General features: G+C 53.1%; 22 protein-coding genes. 14 read left to right on the plus strand and 8 right to left on the minus strand.

What is annotated here, in order from left to right:
* Window positions 1–83 precede the first annotated feature (83 nt).
* Window positions 84–1,700 (minus strand): phosphoenolpyruvate carboxykinase (ATP), encoded by a 1,617-nt coding sequence (gene pckA, locus U0026_RS01980; RefSeq protein WP_062775654.1) that lies wholly within the window; start codon window positions 1,698–1,700, stop codon window positions 84–86.
* A 368-nt stretch (window positions 1,701–2,068) separates the two neighbouring features.
* On the opposite strand from pckA, the gene U0026_RS01985 reads away from it, so the two are divergent.
* Window positions 2,069–3,784, plus strand: coding sequence for a DUF4153 domain-containing protein (locus U0026_RS01985; RefSeq protein WP_062775739.1), 1,716 nt, complete (start codon window positions 2,069–2,071; stop codon window positions 3,782–3,784).
* Between the two features lie 160 nt (window positions 3,785–3,944).
* Here U0026_RS01985 and hslO read toward each other — a convergent pair whose 3' ends face one another.
* The 4 genes from hslO to U0026_RS02005 form a co-directional block, all read right to left on the minus strand.
* Window positions 3,945–4,823 carry an Hsp33 family molecular chaperone HslO gene (gene hslO, locus U0026_RS01990; protein ID WP_062775656.1) on the minus strand — a complete coding sequence of 293 codons (879 nt, stop codon included), beginning with the start codon at window positions 4,821–4,823 and terminating at the stop codon, window positions 3,945–3,947.
* Window positions 4,824–4,845: 22 nt separating this feature from the next.
* Window positions 4,846–5,247, minus strand: a complete 402-nt coding sequence (gene hslR, locus U0026_RS01995; protein ID WP_062775657.1) for a ribosome-associated heat shock protein Hsp15 — start codon at window positions 5,245–5,247, stop codon at window positions 4,846–4,848.
* 2 nt (window positions 5,248–5,249) lie between these two features.
* Window positions 5,250–5,927: a GMP/IMP nucleotidase gene (gene yrfG, locus U0026_RS02000; protein ID WP_062775659.1), complete on the minus strand. Its 678-nt coding sequence runs from the start codon at window positions 5,925–5,927 to the stop codon at window positions 5,250–5,252.
* Window positions 5,928–5,993: 66 nt separating this feature from the next.
* Complete coding sequence (locus tag U0026_RS02005; RefSeq protein ID WP_062775661.1) at window positions 5,994–8,141, minus strand: intracellular growth attenuator family protein; 2,148 nt, start codon at window positions 8,139–8,141, stop codon at window positions 5,994–5,996.
* Window positions 8,142–8,445: 304 nt separating this feature from the next.
* On the opposite strand from U0026_RS02005, the gene nudE reads away from it, so the two are divergent.
* Entirely contained in the window at window positions 8,446–9,006 is a 561-nt protein-coding gene (nudE, locus tag U0026_RS02010; protein WP_062775663.1) for an ADP compounds hydrolase NudE, read from the plus strand.
* 69 nt (window positions 9,007–9,075) lie between these two features.
* On the opposite strand, the gene mrcA is transcribed toward nudE, so the two are convergent.
* Complete coding sequence (mrcA, locus tag U0026_RS02015; protein WP_062775665.1) at window positions 9,076–11,628, minus strand: peptidoglycan glycosyltransferase/peptidoglycan DD-transpeptidase MrcA; 2,553 nt, start codon at window positions 11,626–11,628, stop codon at window positions 9,076–9,078.
* 120 nt (window positions 11,629–11,748) lie between these two features.
* Between mrcA and U0026_RS02020 the strand changes: the two genes are divergently transcribed.
* From U0026_RS02020 to trpS, 12 genes are all read left to right on the plus strand, one after another.
* Window positions 11,749–12,537, plus strand: a complete 789-nt coding sequence (locus U0026_RS02020; RefSeq protein WP_062775667.1) for a hypothetical protein — start codon at window positions 11,749–11,751, stop codon at window positions 12,535–12,537.
* Window positions 12,538–12,713: 176 nt separating this feature from the next.
* Window positions 12,714–13,070 carry a hypothetical protein gene (locus tag U0026_RS02025; RefSeq protein WP_126440959.1) on the plus strand — a complete coding sequence of 119 codons (357 nt, stop codon included), beginning with the start codon at window positions 12,714–12,716 and terminating at the stop codon, window positions 13,068–13,070.
* A complete protein-coding gene (locus U0026_RS02030) occupies window positions 13,057–13,521 on the plus strand; it encodes a HofO family protein (protein WP_126440960.1) in 465 nt (154 codons plus the stop codon). The genes U0026_RS02025 and U0026_RS02030 overlap by 14 nt, the downstream gene beginning before the upstream one ends.
* Complete coding sequence (locus tag U0026_RS02035; protein WP_073971133.1) at window positions 13,508–13,957, plus strand: HofP DNA utilization family protein; 450 nt, start codon at window positions 13,508–13,510, stop codon at window positions 13,955–13,957. The genes U0026_RS02030 and U0026_RS02035 overlap by 14 nt, the downstream gene beginning before the upstream one ends.
* A complete protein-coding gene (hofQ, locus tag U0026_RS02040; RefSeq protein WP_241974040.1) occupies window positions 13,851–15,065 on the plus strand; it encodes a DNA uptake porin HofQ in 1,215 nt (404 codons plus the stop codon). The genes U0026_RS02035 and hofQ overlap by 107 nt, the downstream gene beginning before the upstream one ends.
* A 280-nt stretch (window positions 15,066–15,345) precedes the next feature.
* The gene (gene aroK, locus U0026_RS02045) at window positions 15,346–15,867 is read left to right on the plus strand and encodes a shikimate kinase AroK (protein ID WP_062775673.1); all 522 of its coding nucleotides are present in this window, start codon (window positions 15,346–15,348) and stop codon (window positions 15,865–15,867) included.
* A 58-nt stretch (window positions 15,868–15,925) separates the two neighbouring features.
* On the plus strand, window positions 15,926–17,020 hold the full coding sequence (gene aroB, locus U0026_RS02050; RefSeq protein ID WP_062775675.1) for a 3-dehydroquinate synthase: 1,095 nt from the start codon (window positions 15,926–15,928) through the stop codon (window positions 17,018–17,020).
* Window positions 17,021–17,104: 84 nt separating this feature from the next.
* Window positions 17,105–18,421 (plus strand): cell division protein DamX, encoded by a 1,317-nt coding sequence (gene damX, locus U0026_RS02055; protein ID WP_062775676.1) that lies wholly within the window; start codon window positions 17,105–17,107, stop codon window positions 18,419–18,421.
* Window positions 18,422–18,545: 124 nt separating this feature from the next.
* Entirely contained in the window at window positions 18,546–19,373 is an 828-nt protein-coding gene (gene dam / locus U0026_RS02060) for an adenine-specific DNA-methyltransferase (protein ID WP_062775678.1), read from the plus strand.
* 39 nt (window positions 19,374–19,412) lie between these two features.
* Window positions 19,413–20,090, plus strand: coding sequence for a ribulose-phosphate 3-epimerase (rpe, locus tag U0026_RS02065; RefSeq protein WP_062775680.1), 678 nt, complete (start codon window positions 19,413–19,415; stop codon window positions 20,088–20,090).
* Window positions 20,083–20,844, plus strand: coding sequence for a phosphoglycolate phosphatase (gene gph, locus U0026_RS02070; RefSeq protein ID WP_062775681.1), 762 nt, complete (start codon window positions 20,083–20,085; stop codon window positions 20,842–20,844). The genes rpe and gph overlap by 8 nt, the downstream gene beginning before the upstream one ends.
* A complete protein-coding gene (gene trpS, locus U0026_RS02075; protein ID WP_062775683.1) occupies window positions 20,837–21,841 on the plus strand; it encodes a tryptophan--tRNA ligase in 1,005 nt (334 codons plus the stop codon). Before gph ends, trpS begins: the two co-directional genes overlap by 8 nt.
* Before the next feature lie 67 nt (window positions 21,842–21,908).
* Here the strand turns inward: trpS and U0026_RS02080 are convergent, their stop codons facing one another.
* Window positions 21,909–22,082 (minus strand): DUF4223 family protein, encoded by a 174-nt coding sequence (locus tag U0026_RS02080; RefSeq protein WP_073971134.1) that lies wholly within the window; start codon window positions 22,080–22,082, stop codon window positions 21,909–21,911.
* 239 nt (window positions 22,083–22,321) lie between these two features.
* The gene (cysG, locus tag U0026_RS02085; protein WP_062775685.1) at window positions 22,322–23,695 is read right to left on the minus strand and encodes a siroheme synthase CysG; all 1,374 of its coding nucleotides are present in this window, start codon (window positions 23,693–23,695) and stop codon (window positions 22,322–22,324) included.
* Between the last annotated feature and the right edge of the window lie 91 nt (window positions 23,696–23,786).

Here is a 23,786-nt window from a genome sequence, read left to right on the forward strand (position 1 = left end):
GTTGTGCTGTCCCGGCGGCGCTGCGCTTGGCCGGGCTACACTCGAAACGTAGCCCGGTCGAACGCAGTGACGCCGTGGAGGTATTACAGCTTCGGACCTGCGCTGACCAGTGCTGCACCCGCTGGCGTATCGGTATACTTCTCAAAGTTTTCGATAAACAGATGTGCCAGTTTCTCAGCCTTCTCTTGCCACTGCTCCGGTGAACCGTAGGTGCTACGTGGGTCAAGAATGTGGGTATCCACGCCCGGCAGCGAGGTTGGGATCTGCAGGTCAAACATTGGCAGGGTGAAGGTTTCTGCGTTATCCAGTGAACCGTCGAGGATGGCGTCAATAATCGCGCGTGTATCTTTAATCGAGATACGTTTTCCGGTGCCGTTCCAGCCGGTGTTAACCAGATAGGCTTGCGCGCCTGCGGCCTGCATACGTTTCACCAGCACTTCAGCGTACTGCGTTGGGTGCAGCGACAGGAATGCCGCGCCAAAGCAGGCGGAGAAGGTCGGGGTTGGTTCAGTCACGCCGCGCTCGGTACCCGCCAGTTTGGCGGTAAAGCCAGACAGGAAGTGGTACTGCGTCTGGTCGGCGGTGAGGCGCGAAACCGGCGGCAATACCCCGAATGCATCGGCTGTCAGGAAAATGACTTTCGTCGCATGGCCCGCTTTTGATACCGGCTTAACGATATTGTCGATATGGTAAATCGGGTAAGAGACGCGGGTATTTTCGGTTTTGGAGCCATTGTCGAAATCAATGGTGCCATCTTCACGTACGACTACGTTTTCCAGCAGCGCATCGCGACGGATAGCGTGATAGATATCCGGCTCTGCGGCTTCAGACAGCTTAATGGTCTTCGCGTAGCAGCCGCCTTCAAAGTTAAATACACCGTCGTCGTCCCAACCGTGTTCGTCATCGCCAATCAGACGACGTTTTGGATCGGTGGACAGGGTGGTTTTACCGGTGCCGGACAGACCGAAGAAGACTGCCACGTCGCCTTTCTCGCCGACGTTTGTCGAACAGTGCATGGAGGCAATGCCTTTCAGCGGCAGCAGGTAGTTCATGATAGAGAACATCCCTTTTTTCATCTCGCCGCCGTACCAGGTCCCGCCAATCAGTTGGATACGCTCTGTCAGGTTAAACGCGACAAAGTTCTCCGAATTCAGACCTTGTTCTTTCCACTGCGGATTAGTACATTTCGCGCCGTTCATCACGATAAAGTCTGGCTTGAATGTCTCAAGCTCTTCGTCGGTCGGGCGAATAAACATGTTTTTGACGAAGTGTGCCTGCCAGGCCACCTCAGTGATAAAACGAACGGACAGTCGCGTGTCTTCGTTGGCGCCACAGAAGGCATCAACGATGAACAGACGCTTGCCAGAAAGCTGCTGAGAGACGAGATCTTTTAGATGTTGCCAAATTTCAGGTGACAGGGGTTTGTTGTCATTTTTGCCGTTACCCTTATCAGACCACCATACGGTGTCGCGAGTTGTCTCATCGCGAACGATATATTTGTCCTTCGGAGAGCGGCCGGTAAAGATACCGGTGTCGACAGAAATTGCACCCAGGCTCGTCAATACACCACGTTCATAACCTTCCAGGTTAGGATCGAGCTCTTCTTGATACAATGTATCGTAGTCGGGGTTGTAGACGATATCCTGTGCGTCATTGATACCATAAGCCTTGAGGTCCTGCGGGGTTATACCGTTGCGCATTTCACTGCTCCTTAGCCAATATGTACTGCCACAAATTCTATGTGTATTTTGGGGTTGTTGACCGCGACCAGGCTCATAGATTTACGTATCCCGACAAACGTCTTACTTACGAAAACATTGTGACTCCTGTCACGAAGCGGCAGGGATTATGACAGGAAAAGCCACATATTTGGCGCGAATGTTCTTAAATGGTTAAAAAATAGTTTGATTAACGGCATAAATGTGAAATTAATCTCATTTATGAAAGAAAACTACGTAATGCTTTCATGTATTAAAACGATTCACCTCGCTGAGCATAATCTGTTTTATTGATGCTGGTGGATACGCAAAAGGGCGTAATTAATGACCTCTGGAACGGGAATCTCGATATGGATGCTGTAAATTCTCTTTCACCGTCTACCCGTTGGGGCATGGTGCTAACAGGCGTGGTACAAGGGTTATTGTGCTATTTGCTGACGGTTTACCTTATCCCCAAACACAGCGGATGGATGTTTTACGCGTTGCCGGGAAGCCTGGCATTATCTTCTGTGGTGCTGTTTACCGTCGTGTCCTTTAAACAGCGCGCGCTGTGGTGCTGGCTGGCGCTGATCCTGGTAGTGGTTTTGGGGATGGGCGGTTGGCTTAAAAGTAATCTTAGCGATGAAGATAGCTGGCGGCAGTACGCTATCCTATGGAATTACGGCTGGTGCCTGATACTGATGGTGCTATTGATGCTGCCGTGGATGCAGTATCACCTTCAACCGGAGCCCGGTGTACCGCGTTACGCCCATTTTTATACGCAGCAGTGGCAGAACATGTTAACGCTGCTGCTGATTGTCGTCGCAAATGGTCTGGTGTGGCTGATTTTGCTGCTGTGGAGCGGCTTGTTTAAGCTAGCGGGCATCGACTTCTTCTCTGAACTGTTCTTTGAAACAGAGTGGTTTGTCTACCTGGTGATTGGCTTGGTGACGTCGCTGACGGTCATTCTCGCGCGTCAACAGACGCGGCTTATCATTGCCATCCAGAAATTGCTGACGCTGATTGCCACCGGCCTGTTACCGCTGGTGTCGCTACTGGTGCTGTTGTTTCTGCTGACGCTACTCTTTACAGGGCTGTCGGTGATTTCTCAGCGTATTTCGGCTGCCGGTTTGCTTTCAGCCCTGGCGCTACTCCAGTTGCTGTTGACGGCTATGGTTTGGGAGCCGCAGAAACCGCAGCTTGCCTACCCGAGAGCGCTACGCTATCTCATCCAGACGGCGATGATATTGACGCCGGTTTATACGCTTCTCGCAGGCTGGGCACTGTGGTTACGCATTGGGCAGTACGGTTGGACAACGGAGCGTTTGCAGGGTGCGCTGGTAGTCATCGTGTTGTTGGTTTGGTCGGTTGGTTATCTGGTTAGCCTGCTGCGCCATCGTGATGACCCATGCGTACTGATGGGCAAGGTACACCTGGGGATATCGCTTCTTGGCGTGGGGCTACTGGTACTGCTTTACACTCCGGTACTGGATAGTTGGCGTATTAGCGTCAACAGCCATATGGCTCGCTACCACAGTGGAAAAATCAATGCTGAGCAAGTCAGCCTGTATATGCTCTCGCACAGTGGTAAACCGGGGCATGAAGCCTTGCTGGAGTTACAAAAAGATCCTGAGTTTATCAAAGATGCTAAACGCCAGCGCCAGCTTAACCAGCTGCTTAACGGTGATTTTAGTCAGGAAAAATTGACGGCATCGATATTGGCGAAAAATGTGGTGGTTGCCGCGGGCAGTGTGCCGCCGGATGACGCGTTGTGGGCGGCGATTATCGAACGGAATTATCTGGTGGAATCCTGTAACGATACGGATAGTTGCGTGCTGGTGAGCCAGGATTTGAACGACGATGGAAAGCCGGAGCAGGTGTTGTATGCGTTTGGTGACCGTATGCTAATGGTGTTCAGCCGGGGTGAGAAGGGCTGGGAGTTTAAAGCCAGTGCGAGTTTGCCTGCTGGCGTGACAAAGGCGGTGCTACTGAAGGCTGTAAGCGAAGGCAAAGTTGGGGCAAAACCGAAAGCCTGGCGTGATATGACCCTGGGGGATGAGACTGTGGTGCTGGAATATCGGCAGTAGTGCCGGAGGCTCCCCGGCGGCGCTCCGCTTGGCCGGGCTACCGATTGGTGTAGGCCGGATAAGGCGTAGCCGCCATCCGGCCTACATATTGCAAGTGTTCGTAGTATCGACCAAACGTGTAGCCCGGCCAAGCGGAGCGCCGCCGGGAGAGGTCTCAGACTTAATGTACCTGCGGATCCGCCGGAGAGGCGTTGTGACGGATCTCGGCAATATTCATCGCGTTGAAAACGTAATGGCTATTGCAGTAATCACAGTGCATATCGATCTCACCTTCTTCAGCCAGGATGCTGTTGATCTCTTCATCCGGCAGCGTTCTCAGCGCATCAGCACAGCGTTCGCGTGAACAGGTGCATTTGAACTCGACATCCTGTGGATCGTACAGCGTGACTTCTTCTTCGTGGTACAGACGCCACAGGACATCGTTCGCCGGCAGCGTAAACAGCTCTTCGGCTTTGATGGTGTCGGTCAGTGTTGCCAGATGTTCGAAATCTTCTGGCTGTGCGTTTTGCGCAGGCATTACCTGCAGCAGCATGCCGCCCGCAGCCGGTTTGCCGTCAGACTCGCCGGTACGAATGATAAGACGTGTCGGCAACTGTTCAGAACGCTGGAAGTAGTCCTCCAGACATGCCGCCAGCGTATCGCCTTCCAGACCCACCACGCCCTGATAACGCTCACCTTCCGCAGGGGAAATGGTGATCACCAGATAGCCATTGCCGACCAGCGTTTTCAGATCTGCATCTTCCGGGATATCGCCCTGAACACGAGCCACGCCGCGCAGTTGCTGGTGATTGTTACCGTTGATAACGGCCAGCGACATCGGGCCATCGCCCTGCAACTGGACGGTAATATCGCCATCAAATTTCAGCGTTGCGGTCAGCAGGCTGGTGGCAACCAACAGCTCTGACAGCACGTTTTTCACCGGCTGCGGATAACTGTGGCCGTCCAGGATCTGTTCGAGCGTTTCGGATACGGTGACCAGTTCGCCACGCACGGCATGGTTTTCAAACAGATAGCGATGTAATTGATCGTGTTGAGTCATAATTTTCTCTCTGGGGTAGCCGTTATTCACGGTCGCCGTGTTTAAATCTCATCAGGTCGCGCCGCTCTTTTTTATCCGGGCGTCTGTCCGGATGCGGCATCGTTAGCGCATTGAGCTTGCGCGCCAGCGCGACTTTTTCACGCTTCTCGATACTTTCCGCCGTCTCTTCGTAGAGCGCCACGGCTTCAGTCGCCGGGCGTCGCTGCTCCGTAATGGCTTTTATCACTACGGTGCGCTCATCGTTTCCTTGACGAAGCGTGAGCTGAGCGTTCAGTTCGACCACTTTGCTGGGCTTACTGCGTTGCCCGTTATAGTGGACTTTACCGCCTTCAACCATTTCTCGCGCCAGCGCGCGCGTTTTATAAAAACGCGCGGCCCAAAGCCACTTATCCAGCCTGACGCCTTCGGTAGGCTTCTCTTTCATGATCACTCCTGGGCGCTAATTGAGGGGATCAAACGGCGGTAATCGTTAAGCGCGGGATGACGCAGGTACTGCTTGTCCGCAAGGCCTGAGTCGGGATTGGTGACGCCGAGGCAATAGCGGATCCCAAAGTGGGCGGCAGCATCCAGAATCGGCTCGCTATCATCGATAAATAACGTACGTTCGGCTTCCAGGCCCGTCTGTTCCTTCACCGCCTGCCATAACCGCTGATCCTCTTTCGGATAACCAAATGTATGGGTGGAAAGTAATAAATCAAGGTGTGCATCCAGGCCTGTGTGTTTAAGTTTCACGGCCAGATTATGCGGATGTGCGTTGGTCAGCAGTATGCGCCGCTTGCCACGGGCCTTAAGCGCATCAAGGAACGGGACCGTATCATCACGCAATGCTGCGCGCGGCCCTTGCTCTGTCGTCATCGCACAGATATCCAAATCCAGACGCTCGCTCCAGTAATCCAGACAGTACCAGTTTAGCGTATGTTGCACCGCTCGGTACTCCTGGCGGATAGCCTCCTGCGCGGCCTGAGGACTTATCCCCAGCTTGGCGCCGTAGGTTTCTGGCACCAGTTTCTGCCAGAAATAGTTATCGAAGGCGAGGTCAAGAAGCGTGCCATCCATGTCTAGAAGAACGGTATCCACCTCTTGCCAGGCGATATCAAAATGCATGGTGAGTCTCCAGACGGAATAAATGCGCGACAGATTAGCACAACCTGTCGCGCGGTGGGATGAGGCTTAGTTTGCCGGGAAATCAGACTTAAAGCTTTCCGGCGCGGAAATCATGACGGGATTAGTGCAACTTTCGTAATATTTCTGAATATCGGCCAGGCGCTCACGGTGGCGCTGATAGCGGCGCAGTGCCTGTATGCCGTTATAAATCGCACACACAATCATCGCCAGCATGAGCAGCGTTATCTCAATGTAGTGCCACAGTCCGCTGCTGTCCGGCATGCGATGCACATTGATGTGTTGGGTGCCGTTGGCGTCGGTGAAGACATTGGTGACAATCCCTTCGGCCTGGAATGGCGTGTGCATCAGCATTCCTGCCAGACGTTGAAACTCTTGCCACTGCTCTCGGGCCGGGTAGTCGTATAACGTGGCTGTTGGATACGGTTGAGTGACCAAGTCGCTACCTTCATCGCTGGTGATGAGGAAACCGCCTGGCGCTGGGCTGTTCAGGGCCTGCGCCGCGCGAGCGGTTTCGCGCAGAATGAACGGCGCGGTGGAGGTATCAACCAAATTATCCAGTGACTCGGCGCTGACCGGACGTAGCAGCACGTTAACGCCATCAAGCTTGCCTGAGTTGGCACGCTTCACCAGCGTCTCCCAGTCGCGGGTATTGCCGAGGTTAACCAGGGCATTTTTCAGACGGACACAGTCATCGGCTGCGGAGCAAAGATCTTTCGTTTTCAGTACGATGTCGGCAAAGTCATCCAGCAGGACCATGCCTGATTTCTGAATAGCGGATCGTAATGCCGGGCTGACGCGAGAGTCATCGTCCGGTGTTGGATGCAACTGCCGACTCACCGCTTGTACCAGCGCCGTGGCTTTATTGACGTTTTCAGACTCAGGCAGCGGCAGTCGAGGGGCGTCATTCCAGATTATCTGAGAACAATCAAACGGCAGGAACGGCGAGTTTTCTTGTGCAGTCCAGGTTCCCGGTGAATGAATATTACACATGCCCACGCCACGAATATGCAGCGTATCGCCCACGCGAACGCCAGCCTGTGATAATTGGCGAACGTCTTTCGCTTCAATGGTTTGTGCACCTTTGAGCCAGGAGACAGTGAACTTAAACGGCATGTTCAGCGGTACGCTGAACCACATCATAACCACCACCAGCAGCGCGCCACCTGCAATCACCATGCTGCGTAGCCAGTGCTGAAGCGGGAAGTTTTTGACTTCATCATGCAGAGAAAGAAAACGACCCTGACGCACAACGTGCCTATCAAGATAAATATCGATATCGGTTTTCTGTCCCAAATCCTGGGCGACAAACGGTTGCCAGTGACGGGGATAAATCAGGTCGATGATGCCAAACGAAATATTGTTGATCTGATCTTGATCGTTTTCGCCAAATAGCCCCCAGCGTTTTGGGGTGCCGCGCAGGCAGTGGATCTCGCGTAATGACGATTTGGCTGGTGGCGCAAATAGCCCCCACAGCCCGCCGCATAACAGTAATACAGCGCTGCCGATGATCCACGCAGAGAACACGGCGGGTGAAATCAGGCTGCAATAAAACAGCAGGAAGGCGGCAACAATCAGCAATGCTTCGCGCAGACCGTCAGGGCGGCTGAGTGCGTGCTCTTCATGGGTCTCCTGGCGAATATTGAGCAGTTCTATCTGCTCACTTTCTTCACCACGAATGGAGGCCTGGGTTGACGATGGTGTTTCAAGCGCCAGCGGCTTATTCTCTGGCGAATAGGTTTTGAGCGAGTGACCGTTCAACGCGATAACCAGCGGTATATCGTCGGTGACAACCAACTCAATGCTGTTTTCGTCGGTGATGTACTGTTCCCAGAACGGCGGTAAATGAACTTCGACAGAGTCGAGGAAGTAGCGCCATTTATTCGGGTCATCTGTCGTGATGCCGTAGCGGGTAATCGCGCGGGTGAGCGTAAAGACGGTATGGCTTTGCGCGCTGAGCATCAGCGCAGACGGGGCGATCGTTGACCCGGAAGCGGGAACCTGCCTGCCTCGGTTGAGTTCATCAAGGTAGTTTTCTACGCCCTGGCGTTCATCATCACTCAGCTTACGCGTGGTCGCGCCTGGGAACAGGTGCAGCCACGGCAGTTGAAGACGTTTAGCCCGTTTACGCAATAGCCAGCCGACCAGCACGGCGCAGATCAGTATCGCTACGGTAGAGATCATCAGTGTGCCCATGCTTTTCCCATCATACTTATTTTAGAGGTCTCTTTAGTTGCCTGCTTTCGTATAAACCATTGGCACGTATTACAGAGTTCATCAATTGAGCCTATAGACTCCCGCAACACGTTAGCATAACAAACCCTTAGCAATGCTAGTATCAGTAAATTCTCAATTTTAATTCAAGCTCTTGACATTTATCCGGAAATGAGAGATGAGAAGTTAAAGGTTGCAATAATGTAAATTAAACGCTTTATGCATTGCTGGAAGCCAATACCTATCGCACAATGATAAAAGTCACTACAGCAAAGATCCCGGCCCAATGAGCAAATCATTACAGAAACCCACCATCCTTCATGTTGAAACCGTCGCGAAGTCTCGCCTTTTTAATGTGGAAAGCGTCGATTTAGAGTTCAGCAACGGCGTACGTCGTGTTTATGAACGTATGAAACCGTCCTCGCGCGAAGCAGTGATGATCGTGCCGATTGTCGATGATCATATTATTTTGATTCGCGAATATGCCGTGGGTACGGAATCCTATGAACTGGGCTTCTCGAAAGGACTTATCGATCCTGGTGAAACGGTAATGGAAGCGGCGAATCGTGAGCTGAAAGAGGAAGTGGGCTTTGGCGCGCACCAGATGGTGTTTCTCAGAAAGTTGAGCATGGCGCCGTCCTATTTTTCCAGCAAAATGAATATCGTCGTGGCAGAAGGCCTCTATCCGGAATCGCTTCCTGGCGATGAACCCGAGCCGTTACCGCAGGTGCGCTGGCCGCTCTCAAATCTGATGGCTCTGTTGGATGACCCGGATTTCAGCGAAGCCCGTAACGTTAGTGCGCTGTTTTTATTGCGTGAGTGGTTACAGGCGCAAGGCCGATTGTAAGATCACTCGCATTAAAAAAGGCGCCGCGGCGCCTTTTTTATTTTGGGGTGAAGCCCCGATGTATCCTAATTAGAACAGTTCGTGGGTTTCGCCATTATCAATCACTTCAGTACCCACCTCGTGAACGGCCTGCTGTGTCGGCTGCGTCCCTTCGATAAAGTACTCCTGGCGACTGTTGCCACCGTTGGCTAACTGACCTGTGCTGCGGTCGATATTGATGGTCACGATACCCGGCGGAGGTGTCAGCGGTTGCTCAGGTACGCCTGCCAGAACCTGCTTCATAAAGGCGTCCCAGGCTGGTTGAGCACTTTTCGCACCGCCTTCGTAGCCAGAGATCTGATCTTTAATCGCCCCGGAGGCACTGGTACGCCCCAGGTTACGGCGGTGATCGTCAAAGCCAATCCATACGGAAGTGACTACGTCCGGACCATAGCCGGAGAACCAGGCATCTTTCGAGCTGTTGGTGGTCCCCGTTTTACCGCCAATATCGTGACGCCCCAAATCGCGCCCGGCGCGCCAGCCGGTGCCTTGCCAGCCTGGCTCACCAAAGATATTGGTGTTTAGCGCACTTTTAATCAGGAACGACAGCGGCGTGTTGATCACGTGTGGAGCGTACTCTTGTGCGCCAACCTGTGCCACTAACTGCTGGTTTGCCTGCTCAAGTTGCGGCATCGGTACCGTTGAGTTTTGCGGCGTTTGCGACAAGGCTACGTCTTCAACGTCTTTGTTTTCCAGTACGTTAGACTTTTGGGTATCGCCGTAAATGACCGGGATATTGCATTCGGCACAGGCGATTTTTGGCTTCGCCTCAAACAATACGCCACCCTGATCGTTTTCGATTTTGCTGATGTAATACGGGTCGACCAGGAAGCCGCCGTTGGCCATAACGGAGTAACCACGAGCAACCTGTAACGGCGTAAACGAGGCGGATCCGAGAGCCAGTGATTCGGTATGGACGATGTTCTCAGCCGGGAATCCGAAACGCTGCAAATACTCCGCCGCATAATCGACGCCCATCGCGCGCATTGCACGAACCATGACCACGTTTTTCGACTGTCCAAGCCCCTGGCGCAGACGAATTGGCCCCGCATACTGGGCCGGTGAGTTTTTCGGTTGCCAGTCAGAGCCTGCGCCCGCATCCCAGCGAGAAATCGGCACATCGTTTAACATGCTCGCAAGCGTTAACCCTTTGTCCATCGCGGCGGTGTAGAGGAAAGGTTTAATATTCGAACCGACCTGACGCAATGCCTGAGTTGCGCGGTTGAACTTGCTCTGGTTAAAGTCAAAGCCGCCGACCAGCGCAATAATGGCACCGTTTTGTGGGTTAATCGACACCAGCGCGGAGTTCACATCAGGAACCTGCCCCAGCCACCAGCTATCCCCGTTCTGACGCACCCAAATCTGTTGTCCAGCCTGCACCACATCGGTGACTTTACGCGGGGTTGGCCCCTGCGCGGTATCGGAACGGTACGGACGCGCCCAGCGCATGCCTTCCATGGTTAATGACACGGAGGTGCCATTGCTCAACTGGACGGTCGCTTCTTGTGGATTCGCCGCCGTGACAACGGCAGGTACGAACGGACCGTAAGAGGGCAGCGGTCGCAAGGATTTGCTGATTTTCTGGCTATCCCAAGGGGTTTCACCCGATTTCCACAGCACGTTAGACGGCCCACGGTAGCCATGACGCATATCGTAGTCCATCACGTTCGTACGCAGCGCTAACTGAGCCGCCTGCTGATTCTTACGAGTGATGGTGGTGTAAACGCGATAACCGTCTTCGTAGGCCTGCTCGCCGTACTGTTTAACCATATCCTGACGAACCATTTCCGTCAGATACGGTGAAGAGAAGGCAATCTCTGGCGCGTGGTAGTTCGCATCAATCGGCTGGCTACGCGCCTCGTCGTACTGTTGCTGAGTGATATAGCCTTCGCTCAGCATACGTGACAGCACCACGTTACGACGTGCGGTTGCGCGGTCAAGCGAGTAGAGCGGGTTGAAGGTCGACGGCGCTTTTGGCAGACCAGCAATGACCGCTATTTCGCTTAAGCTAAGTTGATCAGCAGGTTTACCGAAGTAGACCTGAGCCGCCGCTCCGACGCCATAGGCGCGGTAACCGAGGTAGATCTTATTCAGATACAGCTCAAGGATTTCATCTTTACTCAGCAACTGTTCAATGCGGATAGCAAGGAACACTTCCTTAATTTTACGCATCAGCGTTTTTTCAGGGCTGAGGAAGAAGTTACGCGCTAGTTGCTGAGTAATGGTACTCGCACCTTGCGAAGCATGGCCGTTGACCAGCGCGACGCTAGCCGCACGGAAGATACCAATCGGGTCAATCCCGTGGTGCTCATAGAAGCGGCTATCTTCGGTGGCAATAAACGCTTTCACCATCACCGGTGGGATCTGGTCAAGCGTCATCGGAATACGACGTTTCTCGCCGTATTGCGCAATGAGCTCACCTTCCGCGCTATAGACCTGCATCGGCACCTGTAGGCGCACGTCTTTGAGCGTCGCCACGTCGGGCAACTGTGGCTCAATATATTTGTAGAGGCCATAAATCGAGCCTGCTCCCAGCAGAATGCAACAGACTGCAAGGATGATTAAATACTTTACGAACTTCACCGGAGATTTCCCATTGAGTGTCATTTGGGCAGTTTATAAACAAACGCGCGGTAGTATAAAGGCAAGCCTGGATCATTGATATAGCCGTCACCATGATGGTGGCGTAAGGATAATCGTGAAATGGCTTTCAAATGCTGGCAGTTAGGTCTTCATCTTCAGCAAGATACCGTCTATATCGTTGCCCTGCAGCACGCGCGTTGCGGCTGGGCGTTAAAGCGCTGGTGGCAGTTGCCGTTGCCGGCGGCAAATCCCACCGAGAAGGCCGATGAGGCACTGATAGCCGCGCTCATGCCGTGGCGACGGCAGTTACCCAGACAGCACACGGTCAGCATCGCTTTTCCCGCCAACAGAACCTTACAAAAAAGGCTGCCGCGTGCGGCGATGACGTTGAGAGAAAGCGAACAAAAGCAGTGGGTTGCCAGCGCGATGTCGCAGCAACTGGAGATGACCGCTAACACGCTTTGCTTTGACTACCATCTGGCCGAACCGCAACAGATGTGGAACGTCACGGCGGCTCAACAGCATGAGGTTTCCCGTCTCCAGAGGCTCGCGCATCGGCTGCAACTGCAGATTGTCGCTATCACGCCGGATGCCTGTGCGTTGCAGACTTTGCTGCCTTTTTTGACGGTGAACGATGCTGTTCTGACCGTCCCCGAACGCAATCAGTGGCTGTGGGCTAGCCGGGAAGCGTGGGGACACATAACGCGTGATGAAGCCCCTTCGCTTTCGCGGCTGGGTGAGAAACTGGGCGTCGAACCGCATCAGCTGGTGTGCTGTACCACTGAGGCTAATATAGGCACCCGTTTTGACCCGTGGTCCGCCATCACCCAAAAGCAGCCGCCGCTGCCGGTGAATGACGCTGAATTCGCTGTCGCGATTGCGCTGGCTATGGTGGCGTCATGGTCATGAATGATTCTGTGAATTTTCTTCCCTGGCGGCGAACGCGGCTCCTTCGGCAACTTCGATATTGGGGATTGTGTGTATGCGCAGTCTGGCTGGTGTGCGGTGTGGTGGTATGGGCGGCCTGGGGGCATTGGCAAGATGAGCAACGTGTTCATGAGATACATGCCCGAATGGCACAATACATGAGCCAGCAGCTTGTCGAGCGGGTGCAGCAGCGTAACGCTCAGAGACTGCAACACGCGCAACTGCGCCAGCGTCAGGCGGGCAGACAGAAAACGCAGGCCTGGTCTTCACGATTAACGCAATTGGCGGAAAAACTGCCTGCGCCAGCGTGGCTAACGGCGTTGAGCTACCGCGATGGCGTGCTCTCACTCACCGGAACGCTTACGCAGTTTTCTGCGTTTTCTATCCTGGATGAGGGCTTCGCGTCCGTGGCGGATTTTTTGCCCGGACAGGCTGAAAAAATCCAGCGGGACAGCGAGGGGCTTTGGCTGTTTGAGTATCAGCTAAGGGAGGATGTCGGGTATGAAACTCCCTGACGGCTGGCGGCAATTATCACTAACAGCACGTGTGAGAGTCTCTGCACTACTGGCGATGAGTATCGGCATTTATGTCTGTTTTCAGGCGGGATACCCGGCGTTTCTCAGCGCGCAAAAAAGCCGTGAAATAAGGCAAATACAGCACACGGGCATGATGTCGAGCTGGCAGCGGTTGCTATCGCTACCGGCCTCGACGGATGTGTCATTGCAGCCATCGGTCAAAGCTATTCCCTTTTCCCCAGTTTCATTCCAGCGAGCCGGTGCCCGATTAAAAGGTTGGTTGCCATCTGGGAAAGGCGGGGAAATGGTGCTGGAGACCGCCTGGCAGCAAGTGCCGTCCACTTTTGCGATGTTGGCTGAGCGCGATATGCGGGTGGTGAACTTTACCCTTACCGCTGAAAACGGTGTGCTGCGTTTAACGCTCCAGTTGGTATCCGATGATGAACATTAACTCCGCAATGCTCTTCGTCTTTATCACTCCGCTGCTTTGCGGGATGCGCGACCCCTTCGCACCGGTTGCTGACCTGTGTCAAACCGCGCAGCTTCCGCTGTGGCACTACCGGGGAGTCGCACAATCGGCAGATCGGCTTATTGCGATGGTGCAAAGTCCTGAGGGGAAATGGCAGCGCATCGAGCCAGGACAAACTATTCATTCAGATTGGCAGGTGAGCGGGATAACGCCGGAGAGTTTGAGCGTTGAGACCGGCCAGGGATGCGAGCCAGACCGTTGGCAATGGAAAAGAGAAGGAACAAACCATGATAAAAAGGATAAGCCTGCTGATGCTGATGCTGCTGGGATGGCCGAAGTTCTGCCTGGCGAAAAACATCACGCTGGTGGTGGACGACGTGCCGGTAGCGCAGGTGCTACAAAGTCTGGCCGACCTTGAACAGAAAAATCTGGTGATCGCTCCCGATGTACAGGGTGTTGTTTCGCTTCAACTGCGCAATCTGCCGTGGAAGCAGGCGGTGCAAACGGTGATCAACAGTAGCGGGTTGCTACTTAGCCATGAGAATGGCGTGATGTATGTCCATTCGCCGCGCTGGCGTGCAGAAAAACAGGCGCAAGCACAGGCGGAAAAAGAGCAGCGCCAGCAGACAAGAGCGCTGAGTAATCGCAGCATTGTGTTGCATCATGCGGATGCCAGTGAACTGGCAAAGGCCGGTGAGAAACTGCTGAGCAAGCGGGGCACACTGACCGTGGATAAACGCACCAACCGGTTGATTGTGCGCGATGACGACGACCATCTTCCTGAGTTTGCCACATGGGCGAAGGAGATGGATCTCCCGGTCGGTCAGGTTGAAATAGCGGCGCATATTGTCACTATTAATGAGACGAGTCTGCGGGAACTCGGTGTGAAATGGAATCTCGCTGACGCGAGCGGAACGCCAGGTTCTGGCAAATTCACCACGCTTAGCAGCAATCTGGCGGTAGCCGATGCCGCCACGCGTACCGGTTTTAATATTGGGCGCATCAACGGCCGTTTACTGGAGCTGGAACTGTCGGCGCTGGAGCAAAAACAGAAGGTTGATATCATCGCTAGCCCTCGACTTCTGGCGTCACACCTACAGCCTGCTAGCATTAAGCAGGGCAGCGAGATCCCGTATCAGGTTTCCAGCGGCGAAAGTGGCGCGACCTCGGTAGAGTTTAAAGAGGCGGTGCTGGGTATGGAGGTGACGCCGACGGTTCTGCAAAGCAATCGCATTCGGCTGAAGCTGCATATCAGCGAAAATATGCCGGGGCAGGTCCTCCAGCAGGCGGATGGGGAGGTTCTGGCGATTGATAAACAGGAAATCGAAACCCAGGTTGAGGTTCGTAGCGGTGAAACGCTGGCATTAGGAGGGATCTTTTCGCAGAAAAATAAAAATGCCAGCGACAGCGTTCCCTTACTTGGCGACATTCCCCTGTTAGGGCATCTTTTCCGTCGAGATGGGAAGGATAATGAACGTCGTGAGCTGGTGGTATTTATCACACCACGTATTATTTCTGCACAATAGCGGTAGGTAAACGGGATAATTTGGGGGGTAAGATACGCCCCGGGTTTGACGTGGCGTCAGATTTAGCATACAAGGAGTACCGATTTGAGAGTCAACGGGCTCTACTCCTTCTCCAGCAGTCTGCTGATTTAATCTGTTGCCAAACCAGCCGGAGTATTGAGATAATTTTCAGTCTGACTCTCGCTCTATTGCATAAGAGGTTTCAGTTCATGTCCTGCGGCGTGCGAAGTTATGCGGCGCGGATTTATCATTAACGAATAGTCTTAGTAGTACCAAAAAAATGGCAGAGAAACGCAATATCTTTCTGGTTGGGCCCATGGGTGCCGGCAAAAGCACCATTGGGCGCCAGCTAGCTCAACAGCTCAATATGGAATTTTACGATTCTGATCACGAGATTGAGAAACGAACAGGCGCTGACGTGGGCTGGGTCTTCGATGTCGAAGGCGAAGAAGGTTTCCGTGACCGTGAAGAAAAAATCATCAATGAGTTAACGGAAAAGCAGGGTATCGTTCTGGCGACAGGCGGTGGCTCAGTAAAATCACGTGAAACGCGCAATCGTCTCTCCGCTCGTGGCGTCGTTGTGTATCTGGAAACGACCATCGAAAAACAGCTGGCACGTACTCAGCGCGATAAAAAGCGCCCGCTGCTGCAGGTTGAAACGCCGCCTCGTGAAGTGCTTGAAGCGCTGGCTGATGAACGTAATCCTCTTTATGAAGAGATTGCTGACGTCACCATCCGCACAGACGATCAGAGTGCAAAAGTTGTCGCCAACCAGATTATTCATATGCTGGAAAGCAACTAATACTGGCCCGAATGGTAGAACGCCAGCGAATATAAGTTACTAAGGTGGACGTCGCGTTATGGAGAGACTTACTGTCACCCTCGGGGAACGTAGTTACCCGATAACCATCGCGGCTGGTTTGTTTAACGATCCAGCTTACTTCTTACCGCTAAAGTCTGGCGATCAGGTTATGCTGGTCACCAACGAAACGCTGGCACCACTCTACCTGGACCAGGTTCGCTCCATGCTGGAGCAGATTGGCGTGAAAGTTGATAGCGTCATTCTGCCGGACGGCGAACAGTATAAAAGCCTGTCGGTAATGGACACCGTCTTTAGCGCGCTTTTGCAAAAACCACACGGTCGTGACACCACCCTCGTTGCATTGGGTGGCGGTGTGATTGGCGACTTAACCGGTTTTGCTGCGGCAAGCTATCAGCGCGGCGTGCGTTTTATCCAGGTTCCTACCACCTTGCTGTCTCAGGTGGATTCTTCGGTTGGCGGCAAAACCGCGGTCAACCATCCTCTCGGTAAAAACATGATCGGCGCATTCTGGCAGCCTGCCTCCGTGGTGGTTGACCTTAATTGCCTGAAGACATTGCCAAAACGAGAGCTCTCCTCTGGCCTTGCCGAAGTAATTAAATACGGCATCATTCTCGATGCGCCGTTCTTCGACTGGTTAGAGAACAACATCGATGCGCTAATGGCGCTGGATGAAAAAGCAATGGCGTACTGTATCCGCCGTTGTTGTGAGCTAAAAGCCGATGTTGTCGCGGCAGACGAGCGCGAAACCGGGTTACGTGCTTTACTCAATCTTGGGCATACGTTCGGTCATGCGATCGAAGCCGAGATGGGCTACGGTAACTGGCTACACGGTGAAGCGGTTGCTGCGGGCATGGTGATGGCAGCGCATGCCTCCGAACGCCTGGGGCAGTTTGCTTCTCAGGATACGCAGCGGATTATCACCCTGCTCAAGCGTGCAGGGCTGCCGGTTACCGGTCCACAAGAAATGTCTGCAGAAGCGTATCTGCCGCACATGATGCGAGATAAAAAAGTCCTGGCGGGCGAAATGCGGTTAGTACTGCCGCTAGCCATCGGGAAAAGTGAGGTACGCGGTGGCGTCTCTCACGATGTGGTTCTTGGTGCTATTGCTGATACTCAGCGGGCGCAACTATAAGAAAGGTCTAGCCGCATTTGCGCGGTGTTTTAACTTCAGGCGATGTGCAAAAGTCGTAGCATAAGCCTTTTAGTGGGGTGTTAAATGGATGAATTTAAACCAGAAGACGAGCTGAAACCCGATCCCAGCGATCGTCGTACTGGTCGTTCTCGTCAGGCTTCCGATCGTGACAGCGAGCCACAGATCAATTTTGATGATGTGGAACTCGATGCTGACGAGCGTCGCCCTTCTCGTAGCCGAAAAGCGCGTGAAGAAGATGAGCCAGAGGACGAATATTATGAATCCGATGATGATGGTGAGGCTGATGACGAAGTCGTAGAGCGTCGCCCACGTCAACGTAAAAATGCTGCGCCGCGTAAACCTGCCTCTCGTCAGTACATCATGATGGGGCTGGGGATTGTGGTATTGCTGGTGCTGATTGTCGGCATTGGCTCGGCATTAAAAGCGCCGTCATCGTCAAACGATCAAAGTACATCAGCCGAAAAGAGCATCTCTCTTTCTGGTGATGCTGCCGATCAGGCTAATGCGGCAGCTCCTGCGCCGGGAACGAGCACGCAGCAGGATGTTTCTTTACCTCCAATTTCCTCCACGCCGACTCAGGGCCAGGAAACGGCAGCACCAGACGGCCAGCAGCGCGTCGAAGTGCAGGGTGACCTGAATAATGCGCTGACTCAACAGCAAGATCAGATCGACAACGCGGTGGTCAATTCAACACTGCCGACCGAGCCTGCGACTGTTGCACCAATCCGTAATGGCGCGCGTCCGGCTACGAATGCAGCGGAAACACCTCGCCAGACTACGGCAACAACGCGTCCTGAGCGTAAGAATACGGTGATTGAATCTAAGCCACAGCCTACAGCAACGGTGAAAACCCCAGCCGCGCAGAGCAAACCTGTTGCCCAAAGCAAACCTGTGACGGCGGCGCCTAAGCAAACTGAAACTGCGGCGGCCACGACTCCAGCTAAAGCACCTGCAACGCAATCTGCTAAACCGGCTGCAACGACGGCTGCACCTGCCGCCACGGCTGCACCTGCCGCCACGGCTGCAACTACGGCACCAGCTGCAACTGCTAAAGCGACGCCAGCTCCTGCAACGGCTGCGACCGGTAAGTCTGCGGGCGATGTCAATTCACTGAAATCCGCATCGGGTTCGCATTACACCCTGCAGCTCAGCTCCTCTTCAAACTACGACAACCTCAGCGGTTGGGCGAAGAAAGAGAATCTGAAAAACTACGTGGTGTATGAGACGTCCCGTAACGGTCAGCCATGGTATGTGCTGGTAAGCGGTATTTACGCCTCAAAAGATGATGCGAAACGTGCCGTGACCACGCTGCCAGCTGACGTCCAGGCGAAGAACCCGTGGGCGAAACCGCTGCGTCAGGTTCAGACCGACCTGAAATAATCGCCGTTTCTTGACAGAAACCGTCCCTTCGCGCAGCCTTGAGGCCGCGCGAAGTGGACGTAGAAGCGCAGTATGCTGTCGGAGCTTTTTCCACAGCCGGAGACAGTGTAATTAGTCAGGCCGCATGAAAAAAAATCGCGCTTTTCTTAAATGGGCGGGGGGAAAGTACCCTCTGCTCGACGATATAAGACATCATCTGCCTGATGGCGATTGTCTGGTTGAACCTTTCGTTGGTGCTGGATCGGTATTCCTGAATACCGATTTTTCGCGTTATATCCTCGCTGATATCAACAGCGACCTCATTGAACTCTATAAAATAGTCAAAACGCGCGCCGATGAGTATATCGAGCAGGCGCGGGTGATGTTTGTGCCTGAAACAAACAACGCCGAATGCTACTACCTGCTGCGTGAAGAGTTTAACCGCAGTAGTGACCTGTTCCGTCGCGCCGTGTTGTTTTTATACCTTAATCGCCACGGCTATAACGGCCTGTGTCGCTATAACCTGCGCGGTGAGTTTAACGTCCCGTTTGGGCGTTATAAGAAACCTTACTTCCCGGAAGCTGAGCTGCGTCACTTTGCCGTGAAGGCACAGTATGCTGAATTTTATTGTGAATCGTATGAAGCGTGTATGACGCGTGCCGATGCGCGTTCGGTCGTGTATTGCGATCCGCCATATGCACCCTTAACGGCGACGGCGAACTTCACCGCATACCATACCAACAGCTTCAGCCTTGAACAGCAGGCTTTTCTGGCTCAAAAGGCAGAAGAGCTGGTGTCCCAGCGTATTCCGGTACTCATTTCTAATCATCGCACCCCGATGACGTTAGATTGGTATAAAAACGCGGCAGAAACGTATACCGTAAAAGTTCGACGCAGCATTAGCCGCAATGGCGGCACGCGTAAAAAGGTGGAAGAGCTGTTGGCGCTGTATCGGCCACCAGGGAAAAAATAACGTTAATAGCCTAATGGGATAGGCTTTGAGGAGATGCGGATGAAACAGTACCTTATTGCCCCTTCAATTTTGTCGGCTGACTTTGCCCGTCTGGGGGAAGACACTGCCCGTGCGCTAGCCGCCGGGGCGGATGTGGTTCATTTCGATGTTATGGATAACCATTACGTGCCGAACCTGACCATCGGACCGATGGTGTTAAAATCGCTGCGTAATTACGGCATCACCGCACCTATTGACGTGCATCTGATGGTGAAGCCCGTTGACCGTCTGGTCCCGGATTTTGCTGCCGCAGGTGCTAGCATTATCACTTTCCACCCTGAAGCCTCCGAGCATGTCGACCGTACCTTACAGCTGATTAAAGAAAATGGCTGTAAGGCTGGTCTGGTGTTTAACCCGGCCACGTCGCTTAGCTATCTCGACTATGTGATGGATAAGCTTGACGTTATCCTGCTGATGTCGGTAAACCCTGGCTTTGGTGGACAATCCTTTATCCCTCACACCCTGGAAAAACTGCGTGAAGTCCGTCGCCGCATTGATGAATCCGGCTATGACATTCGCCTTGAGGTGGATGGCGGTGTGAAGGTAAACAATATTAGTGAAATTGCGGCAGCCGGGGCGGATATGTTTGTCGCCGGTTCGGCGATTTTCGACCAACCAGACTACAAAAAAGTCATTGATGAAATGCGCAGTGAACTGGCAAAGGTAAGTCATGGATAAATTACAAACCATTCGCGGCGTCGCGTTTGATCTCGATGGCACGCTGGTAGACAGCGCGCCAGGGCTTACAGCGGCGGTGGATAACGCCCTGTATGCACTCGAACTTCCGGTTGCTGGCGAAGAGCGTGTCATTACCTGGATCGGCAATGGCGCTGACGTATTAATGGAGCGGGCGCTGAATTGGGCCCGTCAGGAACGCGCGACGCTGCGCGCTTCACAGGGGAAACCCTCCGTCGATAGTGACGATATCCCACAGGAAGAGCAGCTACGTGTGCTGCGCAGCCTGTTTGACCGTTATTATGCCGACTTCGCCGAAGAAGGCAGCTTCCTGTTCCCGCACGTTGAACAGACGCTGGCTGCGCTGCATGACAGTGGATTACCGCTGGCGCTGGTGACCAACAAGCCGACGCCATTCGTTGCCCCTATTCTGGAATCGCTGGGCATTGCCCGCTATTTCTCTGTCGTCATCGGCGGTGACGATGTGCAGAACAAAAAGCCGCACCCGGAGCCACTGCTGAAAGTGGTCGAGAAACTGGCGTTGACCCCAGAAGCACTGCTGTTTGTCGGCGATTCACGTAACGATATTCAGGCAGCCAAAGCGGCGGGCTGTACTTCCGTTGGTCTGACCTACGGCTATAACTACGGCGAAGCGATTGCAAAAAGCGAACCGGACGTTGTCTTCGACCACTTTAATCAACTTTTGCCCGCTCTTGGGCTTGCGAATAGTGAACATCAGGAATCAAACAATGACTAAGCCCATCGTCTTTAGCGGCGCGCAGCCGTCAGGTGAACTGACCATCGGTAACTACATGGGTGCATTGCGTCAGTGGGTTAACATGCAGGATGATTACCACTGTATCTACTGCATCGTAGACCAGCACGCGATCACCGTTCGCCAGGACCCACAGGCGCTGCGTAAAGCGACGCTGGATACGCTAGCCCTGTACCTTGCTTGTGGCATTGACCCAGAAAAAAGCACCATCTTCGTTCAATCCCACGTACCTGAGCATGCACAGCTCGGCTGGGCGCTGAACTGCTACACCTATTTCGGTGAACTGAGCCGTATGACTCAGTTCAAAGATAAGTCAGCTCGTTATGCAGAAAACATTAACGCCGGTCTGTTTGATTACCCGGTACTGATGGCGGCAGATATTCTGCTGTACCAGACCAATCAAGTTCCGGTAGGCGAAGACCAGAAACAGCATCTGGAGTTGAGCCGTGACATCGCCCAGCGCTTCAATGCGATTTACGGTGATGTGTTTAAGGTTCCTGAGCCGTTTATTCCTAAGTCTGGTGCTCGCGTGATGTCCCTGCTGGAGCCGACCAAGAAGATGTCCAAGTCGGACGACAACCGTAATAACGTGATTGGCCTGCTTGAAGACCCGAAATCGGTCGTGAAGAAGATCAAACGTGCGGTGACCGATTCCGAAGAGCCGCCTGTTGTGCGCTATGACCTGAAAGAGAAAGCGGGTGTGTCTAACCTGCTGGATATTCTTTCGGGTGTCACTGGGCAGAGTATCCCTGAGCTGGAACAACACTTCGAAGGCAAGATGTACGGCCACCTGAAAGGGGAAGTTGCGGATGCGGTGTCTGGTATGCTGACTGAGTTACAGGAGCGTTATAACCGCTACCGTAACGATGAAGCATTCCTGCAGAAGATCATGAAAGACGGGGCCGAGAAATCCAGCGCCCATGCATCGCAAACGCTGAAAGCGGTATATGAAGCTATTGGTTTTGTCGCTAAACCGTAATTGGCTTTATTCATAAGAAAACCGGGATATTCCCGGTTTTTTATTATCGACACAAATATATATTCGATTAGTTGACGGATGCTACGTCGCCACAGCCGCCAATAATTTTGGAAATAGAAATAGCGGGGTGCAGCAGATAATCATAAGAACAGGTTTTATTTTTGTTCTGAATAGTACCAGTACAAGCCGTCAGAGTAGACAGTGCCAGCACCACAGCCGCAGCTTTGAGCATGTTCTTCATTTATAATCCCTTTTAATTAAATAATTTTATTTATGCATAATTCCGTATGCTTTAAAAACATGATTGAATTAAGCTGAAATATATAAGCTCAAAATCAAGTGCTGTGTCAATTAAGTTAGTTGTTTGATTAATTAAAGATTGAATTAAGTAATTATAATAATTGGGAATATATAAGGTAAAACAACAGGGAAGTGTGCTATACGCAAAGGTATAGCACGGATATAAAGTCTGGATTCAGATTAATGATTGGAGAACCAGTTTAGCTTATTACGTAGCCCTACCACGCGACCAACGATAATCAGCGCCGGGCTTGCCATCTGCTGTGCCAGTTCGCCCAGCTGTGACAGTTCACCATCCACGACGCGCTGGGTAATTGCTGTACCGTTCTCTACGATAGCCACCGGCATATTGGCCTGCATACCGTGCTCAATCAGCTTCTGCTGGGTAGTGGCAGCCTGATTCAGTCCCATATAAAACACCAGCGTCTGTTTTTCAGCCGCCAGATTTTCCCAATCTAGCTCGCCACCGGTTTTCAGGTGCCCGGTAACCAGGCGTACACTTTGGGCATAATCGCGATGGGTCAGCGGAATACCGGAGTAAGCCGAGCAACCAGAAGCCGCGGTGATACCGGGCACCACCGAGAATGGGATACCGGCTTCGCACAGCGTTTCAAGTTCTTCACCGCCACGGCCAAAGATGAATGGGTCGCCCCCCTTCAGACGGACAACGCGTTTACCTTTCTGCGCTTCATTTAGCAGGATCTGGTTAATTTCATCCTGCGGCACACAATGGTAACCCGCACGTTTACCGACGAAGATGCGATCGGCATCGCGGCGTACCAGATTCATAATGTCGTCTGACACCAGCCGGTCGTAGACCACCACGTCCGCTTGTTGGATTTGCTGTAAGCCTTTTAGCGTCAGCAGCCCAGCATCGCCAGGACCTGCGCCTACCAGCACCACTTCACCGCGATGATCCAGCGGTGTATTCAGTAGCTGCTCGGTCGCTTGTGTAATAGCCTGCTTATCCTGATTCGCCAGTGATTGTGCCAGACGGTCGTTGATAAACAGCTTCTCCCAGAAGCGACGACGCTCACCCATGGTGGCAAACTGTTGCTTCACGCGTGCGCGTAATTGCCCAGCGTAAAGGGCAACTTGCCCAAGATGCTGCGGCAGAACGGATTCCAGCTTTTCACGCAGCAGACGCGCCAGCACCGGCGAGGTACCGCCGGAAGAGACGGCGACCATTAGCGGCGAGCGGTCGATAATCGATGGCATAATGAAGCTGGCCGCCTTCGGTGCATCCACTACGTTGCAGAAAATCCGCCGTGCTTCAGCTTCATCGCTCACCTGTTGATTTACCGCATCATCGTCGGTGGCGGCAATCGCCAGCCAGCATGGTTCGAGCAGCGCAGGTTGAAAATCACCTTCTACCAGCGTCAGCATTCCCGCTTCTGCCCAAACGTGGAACTGTGGAACGTATTCCCGTGCGTTTACCGTCAGACGTGCCCCTGCATCCAGCAGCAGGCGTGCTTTACGCTCGGCGACATCACCGCCGCCGACCAGCAAACAATCACGATCGCGCAGTTGGCAAAAAATGGGTAAGTGATCCAAGGGGCAACCTCACGGAATAGAGAAATTCGGGGGGGTGAATAATGCGGGTAAGGATAACAGCAGTCATCGTATGGAATATACGAATTTTCCT

The sequence above is a fragment of the Kluyvera intermedia genome, from assembly GCF_034424175.1.
GTDB lineage: Bacteria > Pseudomonadota > Gammaproteobacteria > Enterobacterales > Enterobacteriaceae > Kluyvera > Kluyvera intermedia.

Excerpts from the sequence above, each read along its gene's own strand:
- U0026_RS02020 (WP_062775667.1), top strand. The coding sequence starts at position 11,749 with ATGGCTTTCAAATGCTGGCAGTTAGGTCTTCATCTTCAGCAAGATACC.
- U0026_RS02005 (WP_062775661.1), bottom strand. The coding sequence starts at position 8,141 with ATGGGCACACTGATGATCTCTACCGTAGCGATACTGATCTGCGCCGTG.
- gph (WP_062775681.1), top strand. The coding sequence starts at position 20,083 with ATGGATAAATTACAAACCATTCGCGGCGTCGCGTTTGATCTCGATGGC.
- aroB (WP_062775675.1), top strand. The coding sequence starts at position 15,926 with ATGGAGAGACTTACTGTCACCCTCGGGGAACGTAGTTACCCGATAACC.
- U0026_RS02025 (WP_126440959.1), top strand. The coding sequence starts at position 12,714 with ATGAGCCAGCAGCTTGTCGAGCGGGTGCAGCAGCGTAACGCTCAGAGA.
- pckA (WP_062775654.1), bottom strand. The coding sequence starts at position 1,700 with ATGCGCAACGGTATAACCCCGCAGGACCTCAAGGCTTATGGTATCAAT.
- U0026_RS02080 (WP_073971134.1), bottom strand. The coding sequence starts at position 22,082 with ATGAAGAACATGCTCAAAGCTGCGGCTGTGGTGCTGGCACTGTCTACT.
- yrfG (WP_062775659.1), bottom strand. The coding sequence starts at position 5,927 with ATGCATTTTGATATCGCCTGGCAAGAGGTGGATACCGTTCTTCTAGAC.
- hofQ (WP_241974040.1), top strand. The coding sequence starts at position 13,851 with ATGCTGATGCTGCTGGGATGGCCGAAGTTCTGCCTGGCGAAAAACATC.
- dam (WP_062775678.1), top strand. The coding sequence starts at position 18,546 with ATGAAAAAAAATCGCGCTTTTCTTAAATGGGCGGGGGGAAAGTACCCT.
- trpS (WP_062775683.1), top strand. The coding sequence starts at position 20,837 with ATGACTAAGCCCATCGTCTTTAGCGGCGCGCAGCCGTCAGGTGAACTG.
- nudE (WP_062775663.1), top strand. The coding sequence starts at position 8,446 with ATGAGCAAATCATTACAGAAACCCACCATCCTTCATGTTGAAACCGTC.
- damX (WP_062775676.1), top strand. The coding sequence starts at position 17,105 with ATGGATGAATTTAAACCAGAAGACGAGCTGAAACCCGATCCCAGCGAT.
- U0026_RS02035 (WP_073971133.1), top strand. The coding sequence starts at position 13,508 with ATGATGAACATTAACTCCGCAATGCTCTTCGTCTTTATCACTCCGCTG.
- hslO (WP_062775656.1), bottom strand. The coding sequence starts at position 4,823 with ATGACTCAACACGATCAATTACATCGCTATCTGTTTGAAAACCATGCC.
- rpe (WP_062775680.1), top strand. The coding sequence starts at position 19,413 with ATGAAACAGTACCTTATTGCCCCTTCAATTTTGTCGGCTGACTTTGCC.
- hslR (WP_062775657.1), bottom strand. The coding sequence starts at position 5,247 with ATGAAAGAGAAGCCTACCGAAGGCGTCAGGCTGGATAAGTGGCTTTGG.
- U0026_RS01985 (WP_062775739.1), top strand. The coding sequence starts at position 2,069 with ATGGATGCTGTAAATTCTCTTTCACCGTCTACCCGTTGGGGCATGGTG.
- aroK (WP_062775673.1), top strand. The coding sequence starts at position 15,346 with ATGGCAGAGAAACGCAATATCTTTCTGGTTGGGCCCATGGGTGCCGGC.
- U0026_RS02030 (WP_126440960.1), top strand. The coding sequence starts at position 13,057 with ATGAAACTCCCTGACGGCTGGCGGCAATTATCACTAACAGCACGTGTG.